Origin of the sequence: Streptomyces durhamensis (genome assembly GCF_000725475.1) — a bacterium.
Lineage (GTDB): Bacteria > Actinomycetota > Actinomycetes > Streptomycetales > Streptomycetaceae > Streptomyces > Streptomyces filipinensis.
On sequence record NZ_JNXR01000008.1, the window covers coordinates 1 to 19,524 of the forward strand.

A 19,524-nucleotide genomic window follows, 5' to 3' on the forward strand; every position below is an offset into this window, starting at 1 on the left:
CCAGGAACACCGCCGCCGACCCGTTCCCTTCTCCTAGAACCTGTTCTATCTTGACGCCCCGTCAGATGGATGACCGCACCGTCGGAGGGACAGGCCGTGGACTTCACCTTCAGCGAGGAGCAGCGGGCGGCGGCCGAGGCGGCCCGCGGGGTGTTCGCGGGCGTGGTGCCGGACGCGGTGCCCAGCCCGGCGCTCACCACCGGTGCCGTGGCCGAGGGTTTCGACCAGGAGCTGTGGTCCCGGCTGGCCGAGGCGGACCTGCTGAGCCTGCTGCTCGACGAGGCGCACGGCGGTTCCGGACTGGACGCGGTCGCGCTGTGCCTGGTGCTGCGTGAGTCCGCCAAGGTCCTCGCCCGGGTGCCGTTGCTGGAGCACAGCGCGGCGGCAGCGGCCGTACAGACCTACGGTGGCGCGGAGTTGGCGGGGCGAGTGCTGGCCCGGGCCGGACGGGGCGAGCTGGTGCTGACCGTCGCGGCGCACGGCCGTACCGGCCACGATCCGGCCGAACTGGCCGTCGGCGCGCGCCGGGACGGCTCGGCCTGGGTGCTGGACGGGGTGCAGACGGCGGTGCCCTGGGCGTACGACGCGGATCTCGTCGTCGTACCGGCCCATGTCGGGGGAACGGCCGCCGAGCGGACCGTGCTCGCGCTGGTACCGCGCGAGCGGGACGGGGTGGTCCTCGCCGAGCAGGTGTCCACCAGCGGGGAGCGGCTGGCCGAAGTGCGGTTCGCGTCGGTCCGGGTCGGGGCGGACGAGGTCATCGAGGCCGAGGGTGCCTGGGAGTGGCTGCACGCGGTGCTCACCACGGGTGTCTGCGCTCTGGCGCTCGGTCTGGGCGAGCGGGTGCTGCGTATGACCGCCGAGTACACCGGCAAGCGGGAGCAGTTCGGGTTTCCGATCGCGACCTTCCAGGGGGTGGCCGTGCAGGCCGCGGACCGGTACATCGATCTGCGCGCCATGGAGGCCACCCTGTGGCAGGCCGCCTGGCGGATCGCCTCGGGGGCGCCGGGGGCGCTGCCCGCGGCCGGGGATGTGGCGGTGGCGAAGATCTGGGCGGCGGAGGGGGTGCGCCGGGTGGTGCAGACGGCGCAGCATCTGCATGGCGGGTTCGGTGCCGACACCGACTGTCCGCTGCACCGCTATCACGCCTGGGCCAAGCACCTGGAGCTGGCGCTCGGCCCGGCGGCGGCGCATGAGGAGAGGCTCGGGGATCTGCTGGCCGCCCATCCGCTGGGCTGACCGCGCGGTCCCGGGCCGCCGGGGTGGGTTACAGCACGAAGCCGGGCTGGCCGTCTTCCGTGATCACCGGGCGGCCGGCGGCCTGCCAGACCTGCATGCCGCCGTCGACGTTCGCCGCGTCGATGCCCTGCTGGACCAGATACATGGTGACCTGCGCCGAGCGGCCCCCGGAGCGGCAGATGACATGGACGCGGCCGTCCTGCGGGGCGGCTTCGGTCAGCTCGCCGTAGCGGGCCACGAACTCGCTCATGGGGATGTGCAGTGCTCCCTGGGCGTGGCCTGCCTGCCACTCGTCGTCCTCGCGGACGTCCAGCAGGAAGTCGCCGTCCTTGAGATCCGTGATCTCGACCGTGGGCACACGAGCTGCGAAGTTCATGTCTCCGACGCTACCTGAAGGTCCTGGGCGTGACCGGAGGCGCGGTGTTGCTCGGTCCTGCTCAGTCCTGCGCCGACAGGGCCGCCAGTTCCGACTCCCGCTGGGCGATGTCGGCGCGCAGTCTGGCGCCGATCTCGTCGAGCAGCCCGTCGGGGTCGTCCGGGGCGAGCCGGAGCAGGCCGGCGATCGCGCCCTCCTCCAGTTCGCGGGCGACGAGGGTGAGCAGTTCCTTGCGCTGGGCGAGCCATTCGAGGCGGGCGTACAGCTCCTCGGCGGGGCTGGGGTGCCGCTCGGGCGGTACCGGACCGGCCGCCCACTCCTCGGCCAGTTCCGTGAGCAGGGTCTCGTCACCGCGGGCGTAGGCGGCGTTGACGCGGGTGAGGAATTCCTCACGGCGCCGGCGTTCGTCCTCGTCCTGGGCGAGGTCGGGGTGGGACTTGCGGGCCAGCTCGCGGTAGAGCTTGCGGGCCTCCTCGCTGGGCCGGACCCGCTCGGGGGGGCGTACGGCCTGGTCGGTCAGCATGGCGGCGGCTTCGGGGAACAGGCCGTGGCCGTCCATCCAGCCGTGCAGCACGTCCTCCACGCCGGGGATCGGCAGCACCCGGGCGCGGGCCTCCTCGGCCCGGCGGATGTCCTCCGGGTCGCCGGTGCGTGCGGCCTTCGCCTCGGCGATCTCGGCGTCGAGCTCCTCGATGCGGAGGTAGAGCGGGCCGAGTCTCTGCTCGTGCAGCCGGGAGAAGTTCTCGACCTCGACACGGAACGTCTCGACGGCGATCTCGTACTCGATCAATGCCTGCTCGGCAGCCCGGACGGCCTGCTCAAGCCGTTCCTCGGGCCGCGGGGCCTGTTCGGCTTCCGGAGTGTCCACCACGCGCCCAGCGTAGCCGCTGCGCCGGCCCGGCCCGGGGGCGCGGCCGCCCGGGTGCGGGGCGGTGGTGGCCGGCGGCCGCGCGGCGGAACCGTGGGCCGGTCCGGTTCCGCCGCACGGCAGAGCCGGACGTCGGATCCGGCTCCGCGCATCGAGTCCGCTCCACACGTCGGGTCCGGCTCCGCGCATCGGGTCCGGTTCCGCCGGGTAGCGGAGGCGGAGCCGCACCGCTGGTCCGGCTCCCCACCCCTCCGGCCTGCGGTTCCGGTCCCGCCCAGCGCCGAGCGGGCCTCTCACATCCCGAGCGGACCTCACATCCCTGGCGTCACCTCACACACCGGCCGGCACCTCACACGCCGTGCTCCGCCTCGATCCGGCCCGCGCGGATCGCCGTGACGAGCTCGTTGTGGTCCGCTTCCGTGCGGTCGGCGTAGGCGACGGCGAATGTGGCGATCGCCTCGTCCAGTTCCTCGTTCTTGCCGCAGTAGCCGGCGATCAGCCGCGGGTCGGCGCTGTGGGAGTGGGCGCGGGCCAGCAGGGCGCCGGTCATGCGGCCGTAGTCGTCGATCTGGTCGGCGGCGAGGGCGGCGGGGTCGACGCTGCCCTTGCGGTTGCGGAACTGGCGGACCTGGAAGGGGCGCCCGTCGACGGTCGTCCAGCCGAGCAGGATGTCGCTGACGACCTGCATGCGCTTCTGTCCGAGGACCACGCGGCGGCCCTCGTGCTCCACCGGTGGTGTCTCGAACCCGGCCGTGGCCAGGTGCGGGACGAGGGCTGAGGGCCGGGCCTCCTTCACCTGGAGCACCAGCGGCTGCTCGCGGTGGTCGAGGAGCAGCACGACGTAGGAGCGGGTGCCGACGCTGCCGGTGCCGACGACCCGGAAGGCCACGTCGTGCACCGCGTGGCGGGCGAGCAGGGGGTGCCGGTCCTCGCTGAGGGTGTGGACGTACGGCTCCAGGGACGCGGCGACCGTGTGGGCCTCGGCGTCCGGTATGCGGCGGAGTACCGGGGCGGCGTCCACGAAGCGGCGTCCGCCGTCCTGGACCACTTCGGTCGCCTTCGCCGCGAACCGGCCGCTGGTGTTGGCGCGGGCCTTCTCCGAGACCCGCTGCAGGGTGCCGAGCAGGTCGTGGGCGTCGGTGTGGGAGACGAGTTCCTCGTCCGTGATGGCGTTCCACGCGTCGAGCACGGGGAGCTTGGCCAGCAGGCGCATGGTGCGGCGGTAGGCACCGACCGTGTCGTGTGCTGCCGCGCGGCAGGTGTCCTCGTCGGCGCCGGCCTCCCGTCCGGCGAGCACCAGGGAGGTCGCGAGCCGCTTCAGGTCCCATTCCCAGGGGCCTTGGACGGTCTCGTCGAAGTCGTTGAGGTCGATGACGAGGTCGCCGCGGGCGTCGCCGTAGAGGCCGAAGTTGGCCGCGTGCGCGTCACCGCATATCTGGGCGGCGATCCGGGTCATGGGGGTGCGGGCGAGGTCGTAGGCCATGAGTCCGGCCGAGCCGCGGAGGAAGGCGAAGGGGGTGGCCGCCATCCGGCCCACCCGGATCGGTGTCAGTTCGGGGATGCGGCCGGCGTTGGACTCCTCGACCGCGGTCACCGCGTCGGGGCGGGAGGCGTCGGGGTCGAGGGTGTGGTGGGCGCTGCGCGGCACGCTCTGCCGGAGTGCCTTGCCCTCGTCCTTGGGTGTGCCGTGTGCGGGCCATGCGGCGAATCCGCGCATCCGGGGCAGCCGGCGTGCCACCGCGCCGTCGTCCTCCGCCTCGGCCACTCGTTCGTGCGCACCGGCTTCGGTCACCGTGACCGCCTCCCCCGAACCCCACGCCTGTCCGCAGACCGGCTTGAACATCAACTCGGGGAGACCGTACAGCCGGTCACGAAGACGTGTCAGACCCTGTGGACAACTCGCCGCCTGGGGAAAGCCCGCGGCGCCTCGTCGCAGCGTTTTCGCGGCATCGCCCTCACCGCACCGCCCTTGCCACCTGGCCGGCGCCCGGAAGACGCTGGGCCGACGCCGGGAAACGATGCGCGACGTCGGGCCGACGTCGGGTCAGGTCCGGCTGGTGGTCCCTGAACCCCCCGGCCGTGTGTGCGGCGTCGTGTTGCGAAGGGGGAGTCACGACGTGGTCGGCACGGCAGCGCCGGGAGCAAAACCCCTGGCCCCGCCCGTGACATACCTCACGGACCAGGTGGCCGCAGGGCTGTCCGCGCTGTGCGATCCCTCACAAACCCGTACACAACCACAAAACCGTGCACAACGAGAAACGGGCCCCTGCGGTGACTTCCGTCACCAGCAGAGACCCGTTCATCGGTTTCTCTGTGCGCGAGGGGGGAGTTGAACCCCCACGCCCTTGCGGGCACTGGAACCTGAATCCAGCGCGTCTGCCTATTCCGCCACCCGCGCATTGGGTGTGTCTTCCGTTTCCGTCCCTTTCGGGCTGGCCCCTTCCGACACCCAGAACATTAGCACGTCGTACGGGGTGGGTTCACATCCCTTCCCGCCCGCCGCCGGGCGGCCCCGAGCCCGCCGCGCCCGGCCCCGGACCACCGCATCCGCCTCCCAGGTATCAGGGAGACCTGCTTCGCGTATCAACCTCGTACCGGTCCCGGGCATCTCCCCCGGAGGCGGGCCGGGTCCACAGCCGGGTGCGGGACACTGGTCTTCGCCCGCCTCTACGATCCATGGCAGCAGGAGTGCCCGCCGGGAGTTCGAAGGGGAGTCGCTGGGGGAACCGGCTGTTTGCCGGGCGCGTAGATACGATCAGTAAGCAGTACCAGCACCACCGGGCAAGGCAGCGCACACAACAGGGCAAGTCAACGGCAGGGACGGAGGAGGTGCCCCATGGGAGTCCTGAAGAAGTTCGAGCAGCGTCTCGAAGGTCTGGTGAACGGCACCTTCGCCAAGGTCTTCAAGTCCGAGGTCCAGCCCGTGGAGATCGCCGGCGCGCTCCAGCGCGAGTGCGACAACAACGCCACGATCTGGAACCGCGACCGGACCGTCGTACCCAACGACTTCATCGTGGAGCTGAGCGCGCCGGACCACGAGCGCCTCAGCCCCTACTCGGGACAGCTCGGCGACGAGCTGGCCGGCATGGTGCGCGACTACGCCAAGCAACAGCGCTACACGTTCATGGGCCCCATCAAGGTCAACCTGGAGAAGGCCGACGACCTGGACACCGGCCTGTACCGGGTGCGCTCGCGCACCCTCGCCTCCTCCAGCAGCCAGCAGGACCCCGGGGCCCCGGCTCCGGGCCGCCCCGCGCAGGGTGCCCCGGGCGGCGGCCAGGGCGGCGGCCCGGGCTATGCGCCCAGCGCGCCCGCCGGCGCACCCCCGATGCCGTCCGCGCCGCCGCCGGGCGCCCGCCCGGGCGGTTACGGCTACCCGCAGCCCGCCACCCAGCGGCCCGCGGCCGCTCCGATGAGCGGCGGGCGCACCCGCTACTGGATCGAGATCAACGGCACCCGCCACCAGATCTCCCGCCCGACGCTGGTGCTGGGCCGCAGCACCGACGCCGACGTGCGGATCGACGACCCCGGCGTGTCCCGCAGACACTGCGAGATCCGGACCGGAACGCCCTCGACGATCCAGGATCTCGGCTCCACCAACGGCATCGTGGTGGACGGGCAGCACACCACCCGCGCTACGCTCCGCGACGGCTCGCGGATCGTCGTGGGCAGCACCACCGTTATCTATAGGCAAGCCGAAGGGTGAAGCGGGGGCAATGTCAGAGCTGACCCTCACGGTCATGCGGCTGGGTTTCCTGGCCGTACTGTGGCTGTTCGTGATCGTGGCCGTGCAGGTCATCCGGAGCGACCTGTTCGGTACGCGCGTCACCCAGCGCGGATCGCGTAGGGACGCCGGGCGCCAGCAGCAGGCGCCCCGGCAGCAGGCCGCCGCGCCCCCGCCGCAGCGCGGCCAGCAGCGCGGCCAGCAGGGCGGCGGCCGACGCGGTCGCAACGCCCCCACCAAGCTGGTCGTGACCGAAGGCACACTGACCGGCACCACGGTCGCGCTGCAGGGCCAGACGATCTCCCTGGGCCGCGCGCACGACTCCACGATCGTGCTGGACGACGACTACGCCTCCAGCCGGCATGCCAGGATCTACCCGGACCGCGACGGCCAGTGGATCGTCGAGGACCTGGGTTCCACCAACGGCACCTACTTGGACCGGTCCCGGCTGACGACTCCCACGCCGATCCCGCTGGGCGCGCCGATCCGCATCGGCAAGACCGTCATCGAGCTGCGGAAGTAGTGCTACATCATGAGTGAGTGCGAGCGGAGCGAGCACGCAGCGGCAGGCCGCCACCCGGCCGCCGGCGCGCTCCCGACCGGAGGGTGGGCAGTGTGGCTCGACACGACCGGCTGCATTCGGAGCCGACGGGCGAGGTGCGCATGAGTCTGTCACTGCGCTTTGCCGCCGGATCGCACAAAGGCATGATCCGCGAGGGCAACGAGGACTCCGGTTACGCCGGTCCCCGGCTGCTCGCGATCGCGGACGGCATGGGCGGCCAGGCCGCCGGCGAGGTCGCCTCCTCCGAGGTGATCTCCACCCTGGTCACGCTCGACGACGACGTGCCCGGCTCCGACATCCTCACCTCGCTCGGCCAGGCCGTGCAGCGCGCCAACGACCAGCTGCGCGCCATGGTCGAGGAGGACCCGCAGCTGGAGGGCATGGGCACCACCCTCACCGCGCTGCTGTGGACCGGACAGCGGCTCGGCCTGGTGCACGTCGGCGACTCGCGCGCCTATCTGCTGCGTGACGGCGTCCTCACCCAGATCACCCAGGACCACACCTGGGTGCAGCGGCTGGTGGACGAGGGCCGGATCACCGAGGAGGAGGCCACGACGCATCCGCAGCGGTCGCTGCTGATGCGCGCCCTCGGCAGCGGCGACCATGTCGAGCCCGACCTGTCGATCCGCGAGGTCCGGGCCGGCGACCGCTATCTGATCTGCTCGGACGGTCTGTCCGCCGTCGTCTCCCACCAGACGATCGAGGAGACCCTCGCCAGCTACCAGGGCCCGCAGGAGACCGTGCAGGAGCTGATCCAGCTCGCGCTGCGCGGCGGCGGCCCCGACAACATCACGGTCATCGTCGCCGACGTCCTCGACCTGGACACCGGTGACACCATGGCCGGGCAGCTGTCGGACCAGCCGCTGGTGGTCGGCGCCGTCGCGGAGAACCAGCTCCACCTGCACGACAACGGCATCATGCAGACGCCGGCCGGCCGCGCCTCGCACCTGGGCCGGCAGGGCCATGGGCACGGCGGCGGCGAGTTCGGGCCGCCCGGCTCCGGCGACACCACGGGCTACGTCCCGGCCGGCAGCTTCGGCGACTACGCCGACGGCGAGCTGACCAAGCCGCGCGGTCGGGGCAGGTGGCTGAAGAGATCCTTCTACTCCGTCCTCGCCCTCGCCGTCATCGGTGGCGGCCTCTACGGCGGTTACCGCTGGACGCAGACGCAGTACTACGTCGGCACCAAGGACGAGCACGTGGCGCTGTACCGGGGGATCAGCCAGGACCTTGCCTGGGTGTCGCTGTCCAAGGTGGAGAAGGACCACCCCGAGATCGAACTCAAGTACCTGCCGCCCTACCAGCAGAAGCAGGTGAAGGCCACGATCACCGCGGGTGGTCTGCCGCAGGCGCAGGCGAAGATCGAGGCACTGTCCGTGCAGGCCTCCGCGTGCAAGAAGCAGGCGGAGCGCCAGGCCGCCGCGTCCGAGCGGAACGCGAAGACGGGCCAGGGCGAGGCGGGAGGCACCACGGGAACCACCCGTACGGCCTTCACGTCCAAGGCATCACCGACGCCGAACCCGTCGACGGGTACGTCGTCCAAGACGCCCCCGACATCGCCGACGAAGCCCCCGTCCACGTCGCCCACTCCGAACCCCGGCCCGAGCCTCTCCGAGAATGAGCAGAAGGTCGTCGATCAGTGCGGCAAGCAGTAGCCGAGCCGCGAGAGGCCCCATCACACGATGAGCAGTACGACTAACTCGCCGACGCACCACACGTCCACGATCGGCGCGATCGGCGCACCGAGCCGCCGCAACACCGAGCTGGCCCTGCTGGTCTTCGCCGTGGCCATCCCGGTGTTCGCCTACGCCAACGTGGGCCTGGCCATCAACAGTCATGTGCCCGCCGGGCTGCTGGAGTACGGCCTCGGCCTCGGTCTGCTGGCCGGCGTCGCCCATCTCGCCGTACGGAAGTTCGCGCCCTACGCCGACCCGCTGCTGCTGCCGCTGGCGACGCTGCTCAACGGGCTCGGGCTCGTGGTGATCTGGCGGCTGGACCAGTCGAGACTGCTGCAGTCGCTGCCCCACTTCGCCCCGTCCGCGCCCCGGCAGCTGCTGTACACCGCGCTGGGCATCGCCATGTTCTCGGCGGTGCTGATCTTCCTCAAGGACCACCGGGTCCTGCAGCGCTACACGTACATCTCGATGTTCTGTGCGCTGGTCCTGCTCATCCTGCCGCTGGTGCCGGGCCTCGGGGCCGACATCTACGGCGCCAAGATCTGGATCCGGGTCCCCGGCCTGGGCTCCCTGCAGCCCGGTGAGTTCGCCAAGATCGTCCTCGCGATCTTCTTCGCCGGGTACCTGATGGTGAAGCGCGACGCCCTGGCCCTGGCCAGCCGCCGTTTCATGGGCCTGTACCTGCCGCGCGGGCGTGACCTCGGTCCGATCCTGGTCGTCTGGGCGATCTCGATCCTCATCCTCGTCTTCGAGACCGACCTGGGCACCTCGCTGCTGTTCTTCGGAATGTTCGTCATCATGCTGTACGTCGCCACCGAGCGGACCAGCTGGATCGTCTTCGGTCTGCTGATGTCCGCGGTCGGCGCCGTCGGCGTGGCGAGCTTCGAGTCGCACATCCAGACGCGTGTGAACGCCTGGCTCAACCCGATGCGCGAGTACCAGCTCAGCCGGCAGATCACCCACGACGGCGTCCTGCACTCCGACCAGCTGCAGCAGTCCCTGTGGGCGTTCGGCTCCGGCGGCACCCTGGGCACCGGCTGGGGCCAGGGCCACTCGGACCTGATCAAGTTCGCCGCGAACTCCGACTTCGTCTTCGCGACCTTCGGCGAGGAGCTGGGCCTGGCGGGCATCATGGCGATGCTGCTGATCTACGGCCTGATCGTGGAGCGCGGCCTGCGTACCGCCCTCGCCGCCCGCGACCCGTTCGGCAAGCTGCTCGCCGTCGGCCTGTCCGGTGCGTTCGCCCTGCAGGTGTTCGTCGTGGCCGGCGGTGTGATGGGCCTCATCCCGCTGACCGGTATGACCATGCCGTTCCTCGCCTACGGCGGCTCCTCCGTGCTGGCCAACTGGGCGCTGATCGGCATCCTCATCCGGATCAGCGACACCGCCCGGCGCCCCGCGCCCACCCCCGCGACCAACCCCGACGCCGAGATGACCCAGGTGGTCCGCCCGTCATGAACAAGCCCCTGCGCCGGATCGCGATCTTCTGCGGCCTTCTCGTGCTGGCCCTGCTGATCCGTGACAACTACCTCCAGTACGTCAAGGCCGACGAGCTGGCAGGCCAGAAGGACAACCGCCGGGTCGCCATCGAGCGCTACGCCCACCCGCGCGGCGACATCATCGTCGACGGCAACCCGATAACCGGTTCCGTCGAGTCCAAGAGCGGCGACTTCAAGTACAAGCGGACCTACAAGAACGGGCCCATGTGGGCCCCGGTCACCGGTTACTCCTCGCAGGCCTTCGACGGCAACCAGCTGGAGAAGATCGACGACGGCATCCTCACCGGCAACGACGACCGGCTCTTCTTCCGCAACACCCTGGACATGATCACCGGTAAGCCGCGGCAGGGCGGCAACGTCGTCACCACGCTGAACGCGGCCGCGCAGAAGGCGGCGTACGACGGGCTGAAGTCGCGGGGCGGCAAGGGCGCGGTCGTCGCCCTGGAGCCGTCCACCGGCAAGATCCTGGCGCTGGCCTCCTACCCGTCGTACGACCCCTCGTCGTTCGCGGGGAACACCAACACCGACGCCAAGAACTGGAACAAGGTCCAGAAGAAGAACGACCCCGCCGATCCGACGCTGAACCGGGCGCTGCGCGAGACCTACCCGCCGGGCTCGACCTTCAAGGTGGTCACCGCGGCGGCGGCGCTGGAGAACGGGCTGTACAAGTCGGCCGACGAGAAGACCAACTCGCCGCTGCCGTGGATCATGCCGGGCACCACGACCCCGCTGAAGAACGAGGGCAACATCCAGTGCCGCGACGTGAGCCTGCGTGAGGCGCTGCGGCTGTCCTGCAACAGCGTCTTCGGCAAGGTCGGCTCCGACCTCGGCAACGACAAGATGCTGGAGGAGGCCAAGAAGTTCGGCTTCGACGCGGAGCAGTTCACCCCGGTCCGCTCCAACGCGTCGGTGTTCTCCGACAACATGAACAAGTCGCAGACCGCACTGTCCTCCATCGGCCAGTACAACACCGCGGCCACCCCGCTGCAGATGGCCATGGTCGCCTCGGCGGTCGCCAACGACGGCAAGCTGATGCAGCCGTACATGGTCGACGAGCTGGAGTCCTCCAACGTCGACCCGGTCGAGAAGACCCAGCCGAAGGAGCTGAGCCGGCCGCTGTCGCCGGCGAACGCGCAGATCCTGCAGGGCATGATGGAGACGGTCGTCAAGTCGGGTACGGGCACGAAGGCGCAGATCCCGAACGTCGTCGTGGGCGGCAAGACCGGTACCGCGCAGCACGGTGTGGCGAACAGCGCCAACCCGTACGCGTGGTTCATCTCCTACGCCAAGCTGCCGGACGGCAGCTCGCCGGTCGCCGTGGCCGTGGTGATCGAGGACGAGAGCGCCAACCGCGACGACATCTCCGGTGGCGGCCTGGCCGCGCCGATCGCGAAGAACGTCATGAACGCGGTCATCAACTCCAAAAAGTGACCCCCATCACGTCCCCTTCACATCGCTGCACGTTGCGATACCGGTCCTGTATCGGGTTACGGGCTTGGCCAGGTCACACAAAGCGAGCCGGGTACGGTAGGCCCGGACGGCAGCCTCCGGCCGCACATGCCTGTGCGGCCGGGACCGACGGAGAGGGCTGGTAGGTAGCTATGGAAGAGCCGCGTCGCCTCGGCGGCCGGTACGAGCTGGGCCAAGTGCTCGGCCGTGGTGGCATGGCCGAGGTCTACCTCGCGCATGACACCCGCCTCGGCCGCACCGTGGCAGTGAAGACCCTGCGCGCCGACCTGGCACGCGACCCTTCCTTCCAGGCCCGGTTCCGCCGGGAGGCCCAGTCGGCCGCCTCGCTCAACCACCCCGCGATCGTCGCGGTCTACGACACGGGCGAGGACTACATCGACGGGGTCTCGATCCCGTACATCGTCATGGAGTACGTCGACGGCTCCACGCTCCGTGAGCTTCTTCACTCCGGCCGCAAGCTCCTGCCCGAGCGCGCGATGGAGATGACCATCGGCATCCTCCAGGGTCTGGAGTACGCCCACCGCAACGGCATCGTCCACCGCGACATCAAGCCGGCCAACGTGATGCTGACCCGCAACGGTCAGGTCAAGGTGATGGACTTCGGCATCGCCCGCGCCATGGGCGACGCCGGCATGACCATGACCCAGACGGCGGCGGTCATCGGCACGGCCCAGTACCTGTCCCCGGAGCAGGCGAAGGGCGAGCAGGTGGACGCCCGCTCGGACCTGTACTCGACGGGTTGCCTCCTGTACGAGCTGCTGACGGTACGCCCCCCCTTCGTCGGCGACTCCCCGGTGGCGGTGGCCTACCAGCACGTCCGCGAGGAGCCCCAGGCGCCGTCCGTCTTCGACCCGGAAATCACCCCGGAGATGGACGCGATCGTCCTGAAGGCGCTGGTCAAGGACCCGAACTACCGCTACCAGTCGGCCGACGAGATGCGCGCCGACATCGAGGCCTGCCTGGACGGCCAGCCGGTCGCCGCGACGGCCGCGATGGGTGCGGTGGGCTACGGCGGCTACCCCGACGACCAGCCGACGACGGCCCTGCGCCAGGACGCCGGCGCGGGCGCGACGAGCATGCTGCCGCCGATGAACCCGGACGACGGTGGCTACGGCTACGACGACGGCCCCGGCCGCCGTGGCCGTCAGCAGAAGAAGTCCAACACCTCCACGATCCTGCTGGTGGTCGCGGGCATCCTGGTCCTGATCGGCGCGATCCTGATCGGGAAGTGGGTGGCGAGCGACCACAACACCGGGGACGACAAGGTGCCGGTGCCGTCGTTCGTCAGCCAGCCCGAGAAGACGGCCAGGAAGATGGCCGAGAACGTCGGCCTGAAGGTGTCGGTCACCAGGAAGTCCTGCGACAACCAGGCCAAGGGCAACGTCTGCGACCAGAACCCGCCGGCCAAGACAGATGTGGCCAAGGGCACCACGGTCGACCTGACCGTGTCGACCGGCGCGCCCAAGGTCACCGTCCCGGACGTCCGCGGCGCCCCGTTCTCCGACGCCGAGTCCCAGCTGAAGGAGAAGGGGTTCAACGTCGAGAAGCAGACGCAGGTGTCGGACCGGACGCCTGACGTGGTCATCGCCCAGGACCCGAAGGGTGGCGCGAGCAGGGAGAAGGGCACCACGATCACCCTCACGGTCGCCAAGCCCGCGGACAAGGTCACCGTTCCCAACGACCTCGTCGGCAAGTCCTGTGACGACGCCAAGGCCGAGCTGACCCAGCTGGGCCTCGCGCCGACCTGCAGCAACACGCCCACGACCAACCAGGCCGAGGACGGCAAGGTCACCGGGAGCAACCCGCAGCCGGGCGAGCAGGTCAACAAGAACACGCCCATCACCCTCACCGTCGGCCAGTTCCAGCAGGGCCAGCAGACGCAGGGCCAGGTGCCGAGCGTCACGGGCCAGACGCTGAAGCAGGCCCAGCAGATCCTGCAGCAGAACGGCTACACGAACATCCAGGTCAACGGGCCGAACGACGACAAGGCGCGGGTCCTCCAGCAGACCCCGCCGGCGGGGACCCAGGCCGATCCGGGCAGCACCCAGATCGTTCTGACCACCCTGGACTTCGGCGGCGGCGGCAACAACGACAACGGCGGCGGCTTCCTCGGCGGCAACACCGGCTGACGCCCCGTACACACGACTGGGCCCCTGCCGGAACGCACCGGCAGGGGCCCACTCACGTCTACGGTCAGGTCAGCGCAGTTCCTTCGGCGGTGTCCGCTTGCTGTCGACCTTCTCGACCCGGACCAGTTCGCCCCAGACCACGTAGCGGTACTCCGAGGTGTAGACGGGCGTGCAGGTCGTCAGGGTGATGTAGTGGCCCGGTTTCTTCTTGCCGGACTCCTTCGGGACCTGGGAGAGAACCCTGACGTTGTACTTCGAGGTCTCCGGCAGGATCGAGTAGACCTTGTAGACGTACCAGTCGTCCCGGGTCTCGAAGACGATCGGGTCGCCCGTCCGCACCTTGTCGATGTTGTGGAACTTCGCGCCGTGCCCGTCGCGGTGGGCGGCGAGGGTGAAGTTGCCCGTCTTGCCGGTCATGGGGAGGGCCGCCTTGACCGGGTCCGTGTAGTAGCCGGCCACGCCGTCGTTGAGGACGTCCGTGCCCGTGCCCTTCTCGACCAGCACCTCACCGTTCCTCATCGACGGCACGTGCAGGAAGCCGATGCCGTCCTTGGTGTCCAGCGCGCCCGGCCCGGCATCCGTCGAGTGCGCCCAGTGGTCGCGCACCTGGTGGGCCTGCTTGTCCGCCTTGCGATCCGCTATCACGTTCGTCCACCAGAGTGAGTAGACGACGAACAGGGCGAGCAACAGGCCTGCGGTGATGAGGAGTTCACCGAACACGCTGACCGCCGTGGCGATGCGGCCGGGGCGCCGGCCGGGCGGGGCGGGGTTCGAGTCGGACGCGTCCGTGTGTTCTTCGGTGTCGTCGGCGGTCGCTGCCACAGTTTCCTCTGCCTTTGCCCTTACTCGCTTCAGCCCTGCTCGATGCCCTACTCGACGAGCGCGTCCGGCTTGCCCTTGCTGCGCGGGCGTTCCTCGACCATCTTGCCCCAGACGATCAGCCGGTACTTGCTCGTGAACTCCGGCGTGCAGGTGGTGAGGGTGATGTAGCGGCCGGGTCCGGTGAAACCCGATCCCTTCGGGACGGGCTTCAGCACGCTGGTGTTGGCCGGCGGTGTCACCGGCAGCGTCGAGGTCACCTTGTACACGAAGTACGTGTCCTGCGTCTCCACCACGACCGCGTCGCCGGGCGTGAGTCTGTTGATGTACCTGAACGGCTCACCGTGCGTGTTGCGGTGGGCGGCGAGCCCGAAGTTGCCGGTCTTGTCACCGGGCATCGCCGTCTTCAGCGGGGGCTCGCCGTAGTGCCCCACCATGCCCTTGTCGAGCACCTTCGCGTTGCTGACGCCCTCGGCTATCGGCGCGACCACGTCCAGCTTGGGGATGTGCAGGATGGCGAAGCCCTGCCCCGGCGCGAAGACACCCGGGTTGCGTTTGCCGCTGGCCCAGTCGTCCTGCAGCTGGTGCGTCTCGCTGCCCGCCTGCGCATGGGCGCGGACGTTGGTCCACCACAGCTGGTAGGTGACGAACAGCAGCATCAGCACGCCGGTGGTGATGAACACCTCGCCGATCGCCCGGCTCGCGATGACGGCCGGGCTCGGTTTGCGCCGTCGTGCCTGCCGCCGCGCCTCCATCCGGGACAGCGGGCCGGCCTCCGGTGCTCCCGGGGGCGCCGTCTCCCGGGAGCCGCCATGGCGTCCGCCACGCCGTTTGGCGGCCTTTCTGCGGGCGGCACGGCCGCCGACCGGGGATCCGGTGACAGAGGTGCCGGAAGGGCCTGTAGAGGCCGCAGAGGCGCGTATGGGCCCGTTCTCCGGGCCCGGCGGCGGATCGGGGATCCGCAGCGCCATCGTCTCGTCGTCCAGGGGAGGACCGTACGGCTGCCCGCGCCGCGCCTCGTACGGCTGCCCGTGCTGCTGCCCGTAAGGCTCCTGGTACGCCGCGCCCCCCGCGCCCCAGTCCGCCAGCGCACCGGAAGCCTCGTACGACTGATCCCCGTACGAGGCATCGGTCTCGCGCTCCGGGCGCAGCGCGGTCACGCCGTGGCCCTGCCCACCACCGGGGCGAGCCCCGTCGACCTCGCCACGGCACCGTGATCGCCGCACTCGACCAGCCAGTTGGCCAGCATCCGGTGACCGTGCTCGGTCAGCACCGACTCCGGGTGGAACTGCACGCCCTCGACCAGGAGTTCCCGGTGCCGCAGGCCCATGATGATGCCGTCGTGCGTGCGGGCCGTCACCTCCAGCTCGGCCGGGACCGTCGCCGGCTCGGCGGCCAGGGAGTGGTAGCGGGTCGCCGTGAAGGGGGAGGGCAGGCCCGCGAAGACGCCCTTGCCCTCGTGCTCCACCAGGGAGGTCTTGCCGTGCAGCAGCTCGGGGGCCCGGTCCACCACACCGCCGTACGCCACCTGCATCGACTGCATGCCGAGGCAGACCCCGAAGACCGGCACCCCGGTCGAGGCGCAGTGGCGGACCATGTCCACGCACACGCCCGCCTGCTCCGGCGTCCCCGGTCCGGGCGAGAGCAGCACGCCGTCGAAGCCGTCCTGGGCGTGCGCCGTCGACACCTCGTCGTTGCGCAGCACCTCGCACTCGGCACCCAGCTGGTACAGGTACTGGACGAGGTTGAAGACGAAGCTGTCGTAGTTGTCGACGACGAGAATCCGCGCACTCACTGGTTGTCCACCGTCACATCGTTGAAGGGCAGCAGCGGTTCGGCCCACGGGAAGACGTACTGGAAGAGGATGTAGATCACGGCCAGGACCAGTACGAGCGAGAGGACCGCCTTCGCCCACACGTTCCCCGGCAGATGCCGCCAGATCCAGCCGTACATGCCGTTCCTTCCATGTCCCCACGGCACCGGACTCACGCCGTACGCCACCAGACTAACGGCGCAGGGCTCTCGGTTCGCCTGCCTCCACAGACTGTGTGGAGTCCAGGTGCGCCCAGACGATCAGCCGGTGACTGTGCCCCCATTCCGGATCGCAGGTGGTCAGCGTCAGATACCGGCCCGGACGCGTGTACCCGGACTTACGTGGCACAGGGTCGATCACCTCAACGTCCGTCGGCACGGTTTTGTAGGGCCCTTTGTCGATCCGATACGTGAACCAGGTCGTCCCGTCCGTGAGCACGACCGCGTCCCCGGGCCGCAGTCGCGGGAAGTCCTCGAACGGATCGCCGTACGTGCGCCGGTGACCGGCCACCGCGAAGTTGCCCTCCTCGCCGAGCCGCGCGGTGCCCTGGTAGTGGGCGAGCCCCTTCGCCAGCACGTCCCGGCCGGTGCCCTCCAGGACCGGCTTGTTCCACGTGAAACCGAGCCGCGGGATGTACATGATCGCGAAGGGTCTGCCGTAGTGGTACGCCGCCGGCTTCGGCGCGGCCGCCGGGGCCCCGGCCGTGGCCCGGACGTTCCCGTGCGACCACTGCCGGTGCAGCTGGTCGATCTGGTCGTTCATGGCGCCCTCGGCCCGCACACCCGTCCAGAGCAGTAGGTAGGCGACGAAGAGCACGATCAGGGTGCCGACGGTGATGCACAGCTCGCTGGCGGTCCGGACGATCACGCGCACCGGCGGCTCCTGGGAAGGGACCTACTGCACGGGCTTCGCGTAGTGCAGATCCACTGTGCCGGAGTAGCCGGGAAGAGTCACCGTCCCGTCGTCGGTGACTTTCCAGCCGAGGCCGTAGACGTTGACGTACACCATGTAGGTCTGGATCGCCTTGCTCGCCGCGAGCGCCTGCTGCAGCCTGTCCGGGTCCCCGACCGCGGTGATCTTGTACGGCGGGGAGTAGACGCGGCCCTGGAGGATCAGCGTGTTGCCGACGCAGCGCACGGCGCTGGTGGAGATCAGCCGCTGGTCCATGACCTTGATGCCCTGGGCGCCGCCCTGCCAGAGCGCGTTCACCACGGCCTGCAGATCCTGCTGGTGGATGACCAGATAGTCGGGCTGCGGCTCGGGGTAGCCGGGGAGCTTGGCCGTGGCGTTGGGCGGGGCGTCGTTGAGGGTGACGGTGACGGCCCGGCCGGTGAGCTGCTGGGTCCCGGCGTTCCTCTCCAGCCCGTTCAGCTTGCGGTCCTGCGCCTTGGTGCTGCCGTCGTCGCTCTCGGCGAGGGATTCCACGCTGCCGCGCAGGGCCGCGTTGGACTCGTCCAGCTCCTTGTTCTTACGGCTGCGCTGCTGGATCAGGTCGGACAGCTTCAGCAGGGAGCCGTCCTGCCGGATGTCGGTGCCCTTGGCCGTGTTGAAGCTGGTGAAGAAGATGAGGCCCGCCAGGGCGAAGACGGCCGCGGTGAGTACCCGCACCGGGCGGAAACGCCGGCGGCCGGGGCCGGAGCCCGTTGCCTCTGTGCTGGAGGAGTCGGCAGAATTGCTCAACGTACCCTTATCTCCTTCGGCGCCGCGGAAGCACTACGCTAACGGACGCCCGGGGGAGCACACAGAGTCGTCATCTTGGCCCCTTGTACGCTGCCCCGAGCCCTGACCCAGTTCCCTGCGCGGCCACGCAGCGCATCGACAGGAGAGACCCTCGTGCCGAAGTCACGTATCCGCAAGAAGGCCGACTACACGCCGCCGCCGGCGAGGCAGGCGCAGGCGATCAAGCTGAACAGCCGTGGCTGGGTCGCCCCTGTCATGCTGGCCATGTTCGTCATCGGCCTGGCCTGGATCGTCGTCTTCTACGTGACCGACGGCTCCTTGCCCATCGACGCGCTGGACAACTGGAACATCGTGATCGGGTTCGGCTTCATCGCCGCCGGCTTCGGTGTCTCCACGCAGTGGAAGTAGCCCTCGTCAGCGCCGCCGCGGCACCGCTGCGGCCCCTGCGCACACCTCTGCCCAGGGCTATCCACTGAGTTATCCACAGCCGTTTTCCACATGGGGAAAAAGAACGACCATCTGTGGATAACTCATCGGGCGTTGACGCCGGTGTGACTGGCCCAGCGTCCCCCATACATCTGTTCGCCCCCTGTCTGAGCTGCGGAAACACATCCGAGCGACAGGGGGCGCAGCTGTGTCCGCACGGGATGCACAAGATCCGCCACGCGCTGTGGACAACGGTTCGGTATCAGGTGAGCTGTGCGGTCCTGACCAGCGTGAGAACCACCACGACCGCGAGGACGAGCGCACAGGCGCCGTACTGCACCAGGGTTCGCCTCTCGCGCGGGGCGTGGATCATCGCGTAGCCGATGGCGACGCCGGCGACGAGGCCGCCGATGTGGGCCTGCCAGGCGATGTTGAAGCCGGGGCTGAAGGTGATGACCAGGTTGATCACCAGCAGGGCGACGAGCGGGCGCAGGTCGTAGTTGAGCCGGCGCATCAGCACGCCGGTCGCGCCGAAGAGGCCGAAGATCGCACCGGAGGCGCCGAGGGAGGGCTGGTTGGGCGCGGCGAGCAGAAAGGTGAGCGCGCTGCCGGCGAGACCCGACAGGAGGTAGAGGGTGAGATAGCGGGCGCGGCCGAGGGCCGCTTCCAGGGGGCCGCCGATCCACCACAGGCTGAGCATGTTGAAGAGGATGTGGGCGTAGCCGCCGTGCAGGAACATCGCGGTCAGCAGGCGGTAGTACTGGCCCTCGGCGATGCCCTGCACCCCGGGGAGCAGGGGGGTGTAGGCCTGTCCGATCAGCTCGAAGCGGTTGGTGAAGCGGTCGCCGACGGCGATCTGCACCAGGAACACCGCGAGGTTGACGCCGATCAGCACCTTGGTGAGCAGCCGCGGGTCGGCCGTGACCGTGCCGCCCGCGACCGTGCGCGGCCGGGAGGCGGCCGGCGGGTGTCCGGTGCCGCTGCCGCCGCGTACGCACTCGGGGCACTGGAAGCCGACGGAGGCGCTGACCATGCAGGCGGGGCAGATGGGGCGCTCACAGCGGGTGCAGCGCACACCGGTCTCGCGGTCCGGGTGGCGGTAGCACACGGGCACGCCGTGGGCCTCGTGCGTGCCGGGTGCGGCCTCTTCCATCTGATCCCCTTGCTCGTCGTGGTGCTGCCCCCGGCAATGCCCCGCCCCGCTCATCCTTGGTACGGACGAGCGGGGCGATTGGTTCCCTGC

Annotated in this window: 18 protein-coding genes and 1 tRNA gene; 8 read left to right on the plus strand and 11 right to left on the minus strand. The window is 69.9% G+C overall.

The features are described from left to right. Positions 1 to 96 precede the first annotated feature (96 nt). Positions 97 to 1,239, plus strand: a complete 1,143-nt coding sequence (locus tag IO33_RS0113555; RefSeq protein ID WP_031164234.1) for an acyl-CoA dehydrogenase family protein — start codon at positions 97 to 99, stop codon at positions 1,237 to 1,239. A gap of 28 nt (positions 1,240 to 1,267) precedes the next feature. On the opposite strand, the gene IO33_RS0113560 is transcribed toward IO33_RS0113555, so the two are convergent. The 4 genes from IO33_RS0113560 to IO33_RS0113575 form a co-directional block, all read right to left on the minus strand. Next, entirely contained in the window at positions 1,268 to 1,597 is a 330-nt protein-coding gene (locus IO33_RS0113560; protein ID WP_031164236.1) for a rhodanese-like domain-containing protein, read from the minus strand. 79 nt (positions 1,598 to 1,676) lie between these two features. Beyond that, complete coding sequence (locus IO33_RS0113565) at positions 1,677 to 2,483, minus strand: hypothetical protein (RefSeq protein WP_031164238.1); 807 nt, start codon at positions 2,481 to 2,483, stop codon at positions 1,677 to 1,679. Positions 2,484 to 2,832: 349 nt separating this feature from the next. Continuing rightward, positions 2,833 to 4,326, minus strand: a complete 1,494-nt coding sequence (locus IO33_RS0113570; protein WP_051926687.1) for a DUF2252 domain-containing protein — start codon at positions 4,324 to 4,326, stop codon at positions 2,833 to 2,835. Positions 4,327 to 4,797: 471 nt separating this feature from the next. Further along, positions 4,798 to 4,881 (minus strand) — tRNA-Leu (locus IO33_RS0113575). A 438-nt stretch (positions 4,882 to 5,319) separates the two neighbouring features. Here IO33_RS0113575 and IO33_RS0113580 point away from each other — a divergent pair. The 6 genes from IO33_RS0113580 to pknB all read left to right on the plus strand — a co-directional run bounded on the left by IO33_RS0113580 (position 5,320) and on the right by pknB (position 13,543). Further along, positions 5,320 to 6,189: an FHA domain-containing protein gene (locus IO33_RS0113580; protein ID WP_031164243.1), complete on the plus strand. Its 870-nt coding sequence runs from the start codon at positions 5,320 to 5,322 to the stop codon at positions 6,187 to 6,189. Between the two features lie 10 nt (positions 6,190 to 6,199). Continuing rightward, entirely contained in the window at positions 6,200 to 6,730 is a 531-nt protein-coding gene (locus tag IO33_RS0113585) for an FHA domain-containing protein FhaB/FipA (RefSeq protein WP_031164245.1), read from the plus strand. A gap of 140 nt (positions 6,731 to 6,870) precedes the next feature. After that, positions 6,871 to 8,424, plus strand: coding sequence for a Stp1/IreP family PP2C-type Ser/Thr phosphatase (locus IO33_RS0113590; RefSeq protein ID WP_209438853.1), 1,554 nt, complete (start codon positions 6,871 to 6,873; stop codon positions 8,422 to 8,424). A 27-nt stretch (positions 8,425 to 8,451) separates the two neighbouring features. Beyond that, positions 8,452 to 9,903 (plus strand): FtsW/RodA/SpoVE family cell cycle protein, encoded by a 1,452-nt coding sequence (locus IO33_RS0113595; RefSeq protein WP_031164250.1) that lies wholly within the window; start codon positions 8,452 to 8,454, stop codon positions 9,901 to 9,903. Then, positions 9,900 to 11,375, plus strand: coding sequence for a peptidoglycan D,D-transpeptidase FtsI family protein (locus tag IO33_RS0113600; RefSeq protein ID WP_031164252.1), 1,476 nt, complete (start codon positions 9,900 to 9,902; stop codon positions 11,373 to 11,375). The genes IO33_RS0113595 and IO33_RS0113600 overlap by 4 nt, the downstream gene beginning before the upstream one ends. 170 nt (positions 11,376 to 11,545) lie before the next feature. Continuing rightward, entirely contained in the window at positions 11,546 to 13,543 is a 1,998-nt protein-coding gene (gene pknB / locus IO33_RS0113605) for a Stk1 family PASTA domain-containing Ser/Thr kinase (RefSeq protein WP_031164254.1), read from the plus strand. Between the two features lie 69 nt (positions 13,544 to 13,612). On the opposite strand, the gene IO33_RS0113610 is transcribed toward pknB, so the two are convergent. The 6 genes from IO33_RS0113610 to IO33_RS0113635 are packed head-to-tail and all read right to left on the minus strand — an operon-like array spanning position 13,613 to position 17,855. Further along, a complete protein-coding gene (locus tag IO33_RS0113610; RefSeq protein WP_031164256.1) occupies positions 13,613 to 14,365 on the minus strand; it encodes a class E sortase in 753 nt (250 codons plus the stop codon). Positions 14,366 to 14,412: 47 nt separating this feature from the next. Beyond that, entirely contained in the window at positions 14,413 to 15,522 is a 1,110-nt protein-coding gene (locus IO33_RS0113615) for a class E sortase (protein ID WP_031164259.1), read from the minus strand. Then, entirely contained in the window at positions 15,519 to 16,157 is a 639-nt protein-coding gene (locus IO33_RS0113620) for an aminodeoxychorismate/anthranilate synthase component II (RefSeq protein ID WP_031164261.1), read from the minus strand. The genes IO33_RS0113615 and IO33_RS0113620 overlap by 4 nt, the downstream gene beginning before the upstream one ends. Beyond that, positions 16,154 to 16,315, minus strand: a complete 162-nt coding sequence (locus tag IO33_RS47235; protein WP_031164263.1) for a hypothetical protein — start codon at positions 16,313 to 16,315, stop codon at positions 16,154 to 16,156. The genes IO33_RS0113620 and IO33_RS47235 overlap by 4 nt, the downstream gene beginning before the upstream one ends. A 52-nt stretch (positions 16,316 to 16,367) precedes the next feature. Continuing rightward, positions 16,368 to 17,048 (minus strand): class E sortase, encoded by a 681-nt coding sequence (locus IO33_RS0113630; protein ID WP_031164265.1) that lies wholly within the window; start codon positions 17,046 to 17,048, stop codon positions 16,368 to 16,370. Between the two features lie 21 nt (positions 17,049 to 17,069). Beyond that, the gene (locus tag IO33_RS0113635) at positions 17,070 to 17,855 is read right to left on the minus strand and encodes a DUF881 domain-containing protein (protein WP_031164268.1); all 786 of its coding nucleotides are present in this window, start codon (positions 17,853 to 17,855) and stop codon (positions 17,070 to 17,072) included. 153 nt (positions 17,856 to 18,008) lie between these two features. Here IO33_RS0113635 and crgA point away from each other — a divergent pair, with 153 nt between their 5' ends. Further along, on the plus strand, positions 18,009 to 18,263 hold the full coding sequence (gene crgA / locus IO33_RS0113640; RefSeq protein WP_031164269.1) for a cell division protein CrgA: 255 nt from the start codon (positions 18,009 to 18,011) through the stop codon (positions 18,261 to 18,263). 280 nt (positions 18,264 to 18,543) lie between these two features. On the opposite strand, the gene IO33_RS0113645 is transcribed toward crgA, so the two are convergent. Next, complete coding sequence (locus IO33_RS0113645) at positions 18,544 to 19,434, minus strand: rhomboid family intramembrane serine protease (RefSeq protein WP_031164271.1); 891 nt, start codon at positions 19,432 to 19,434, stop codon at positions 18,544 to 18,546. Positions 19,435 to 19,524 lie beyond the last annotated feature (90 nt).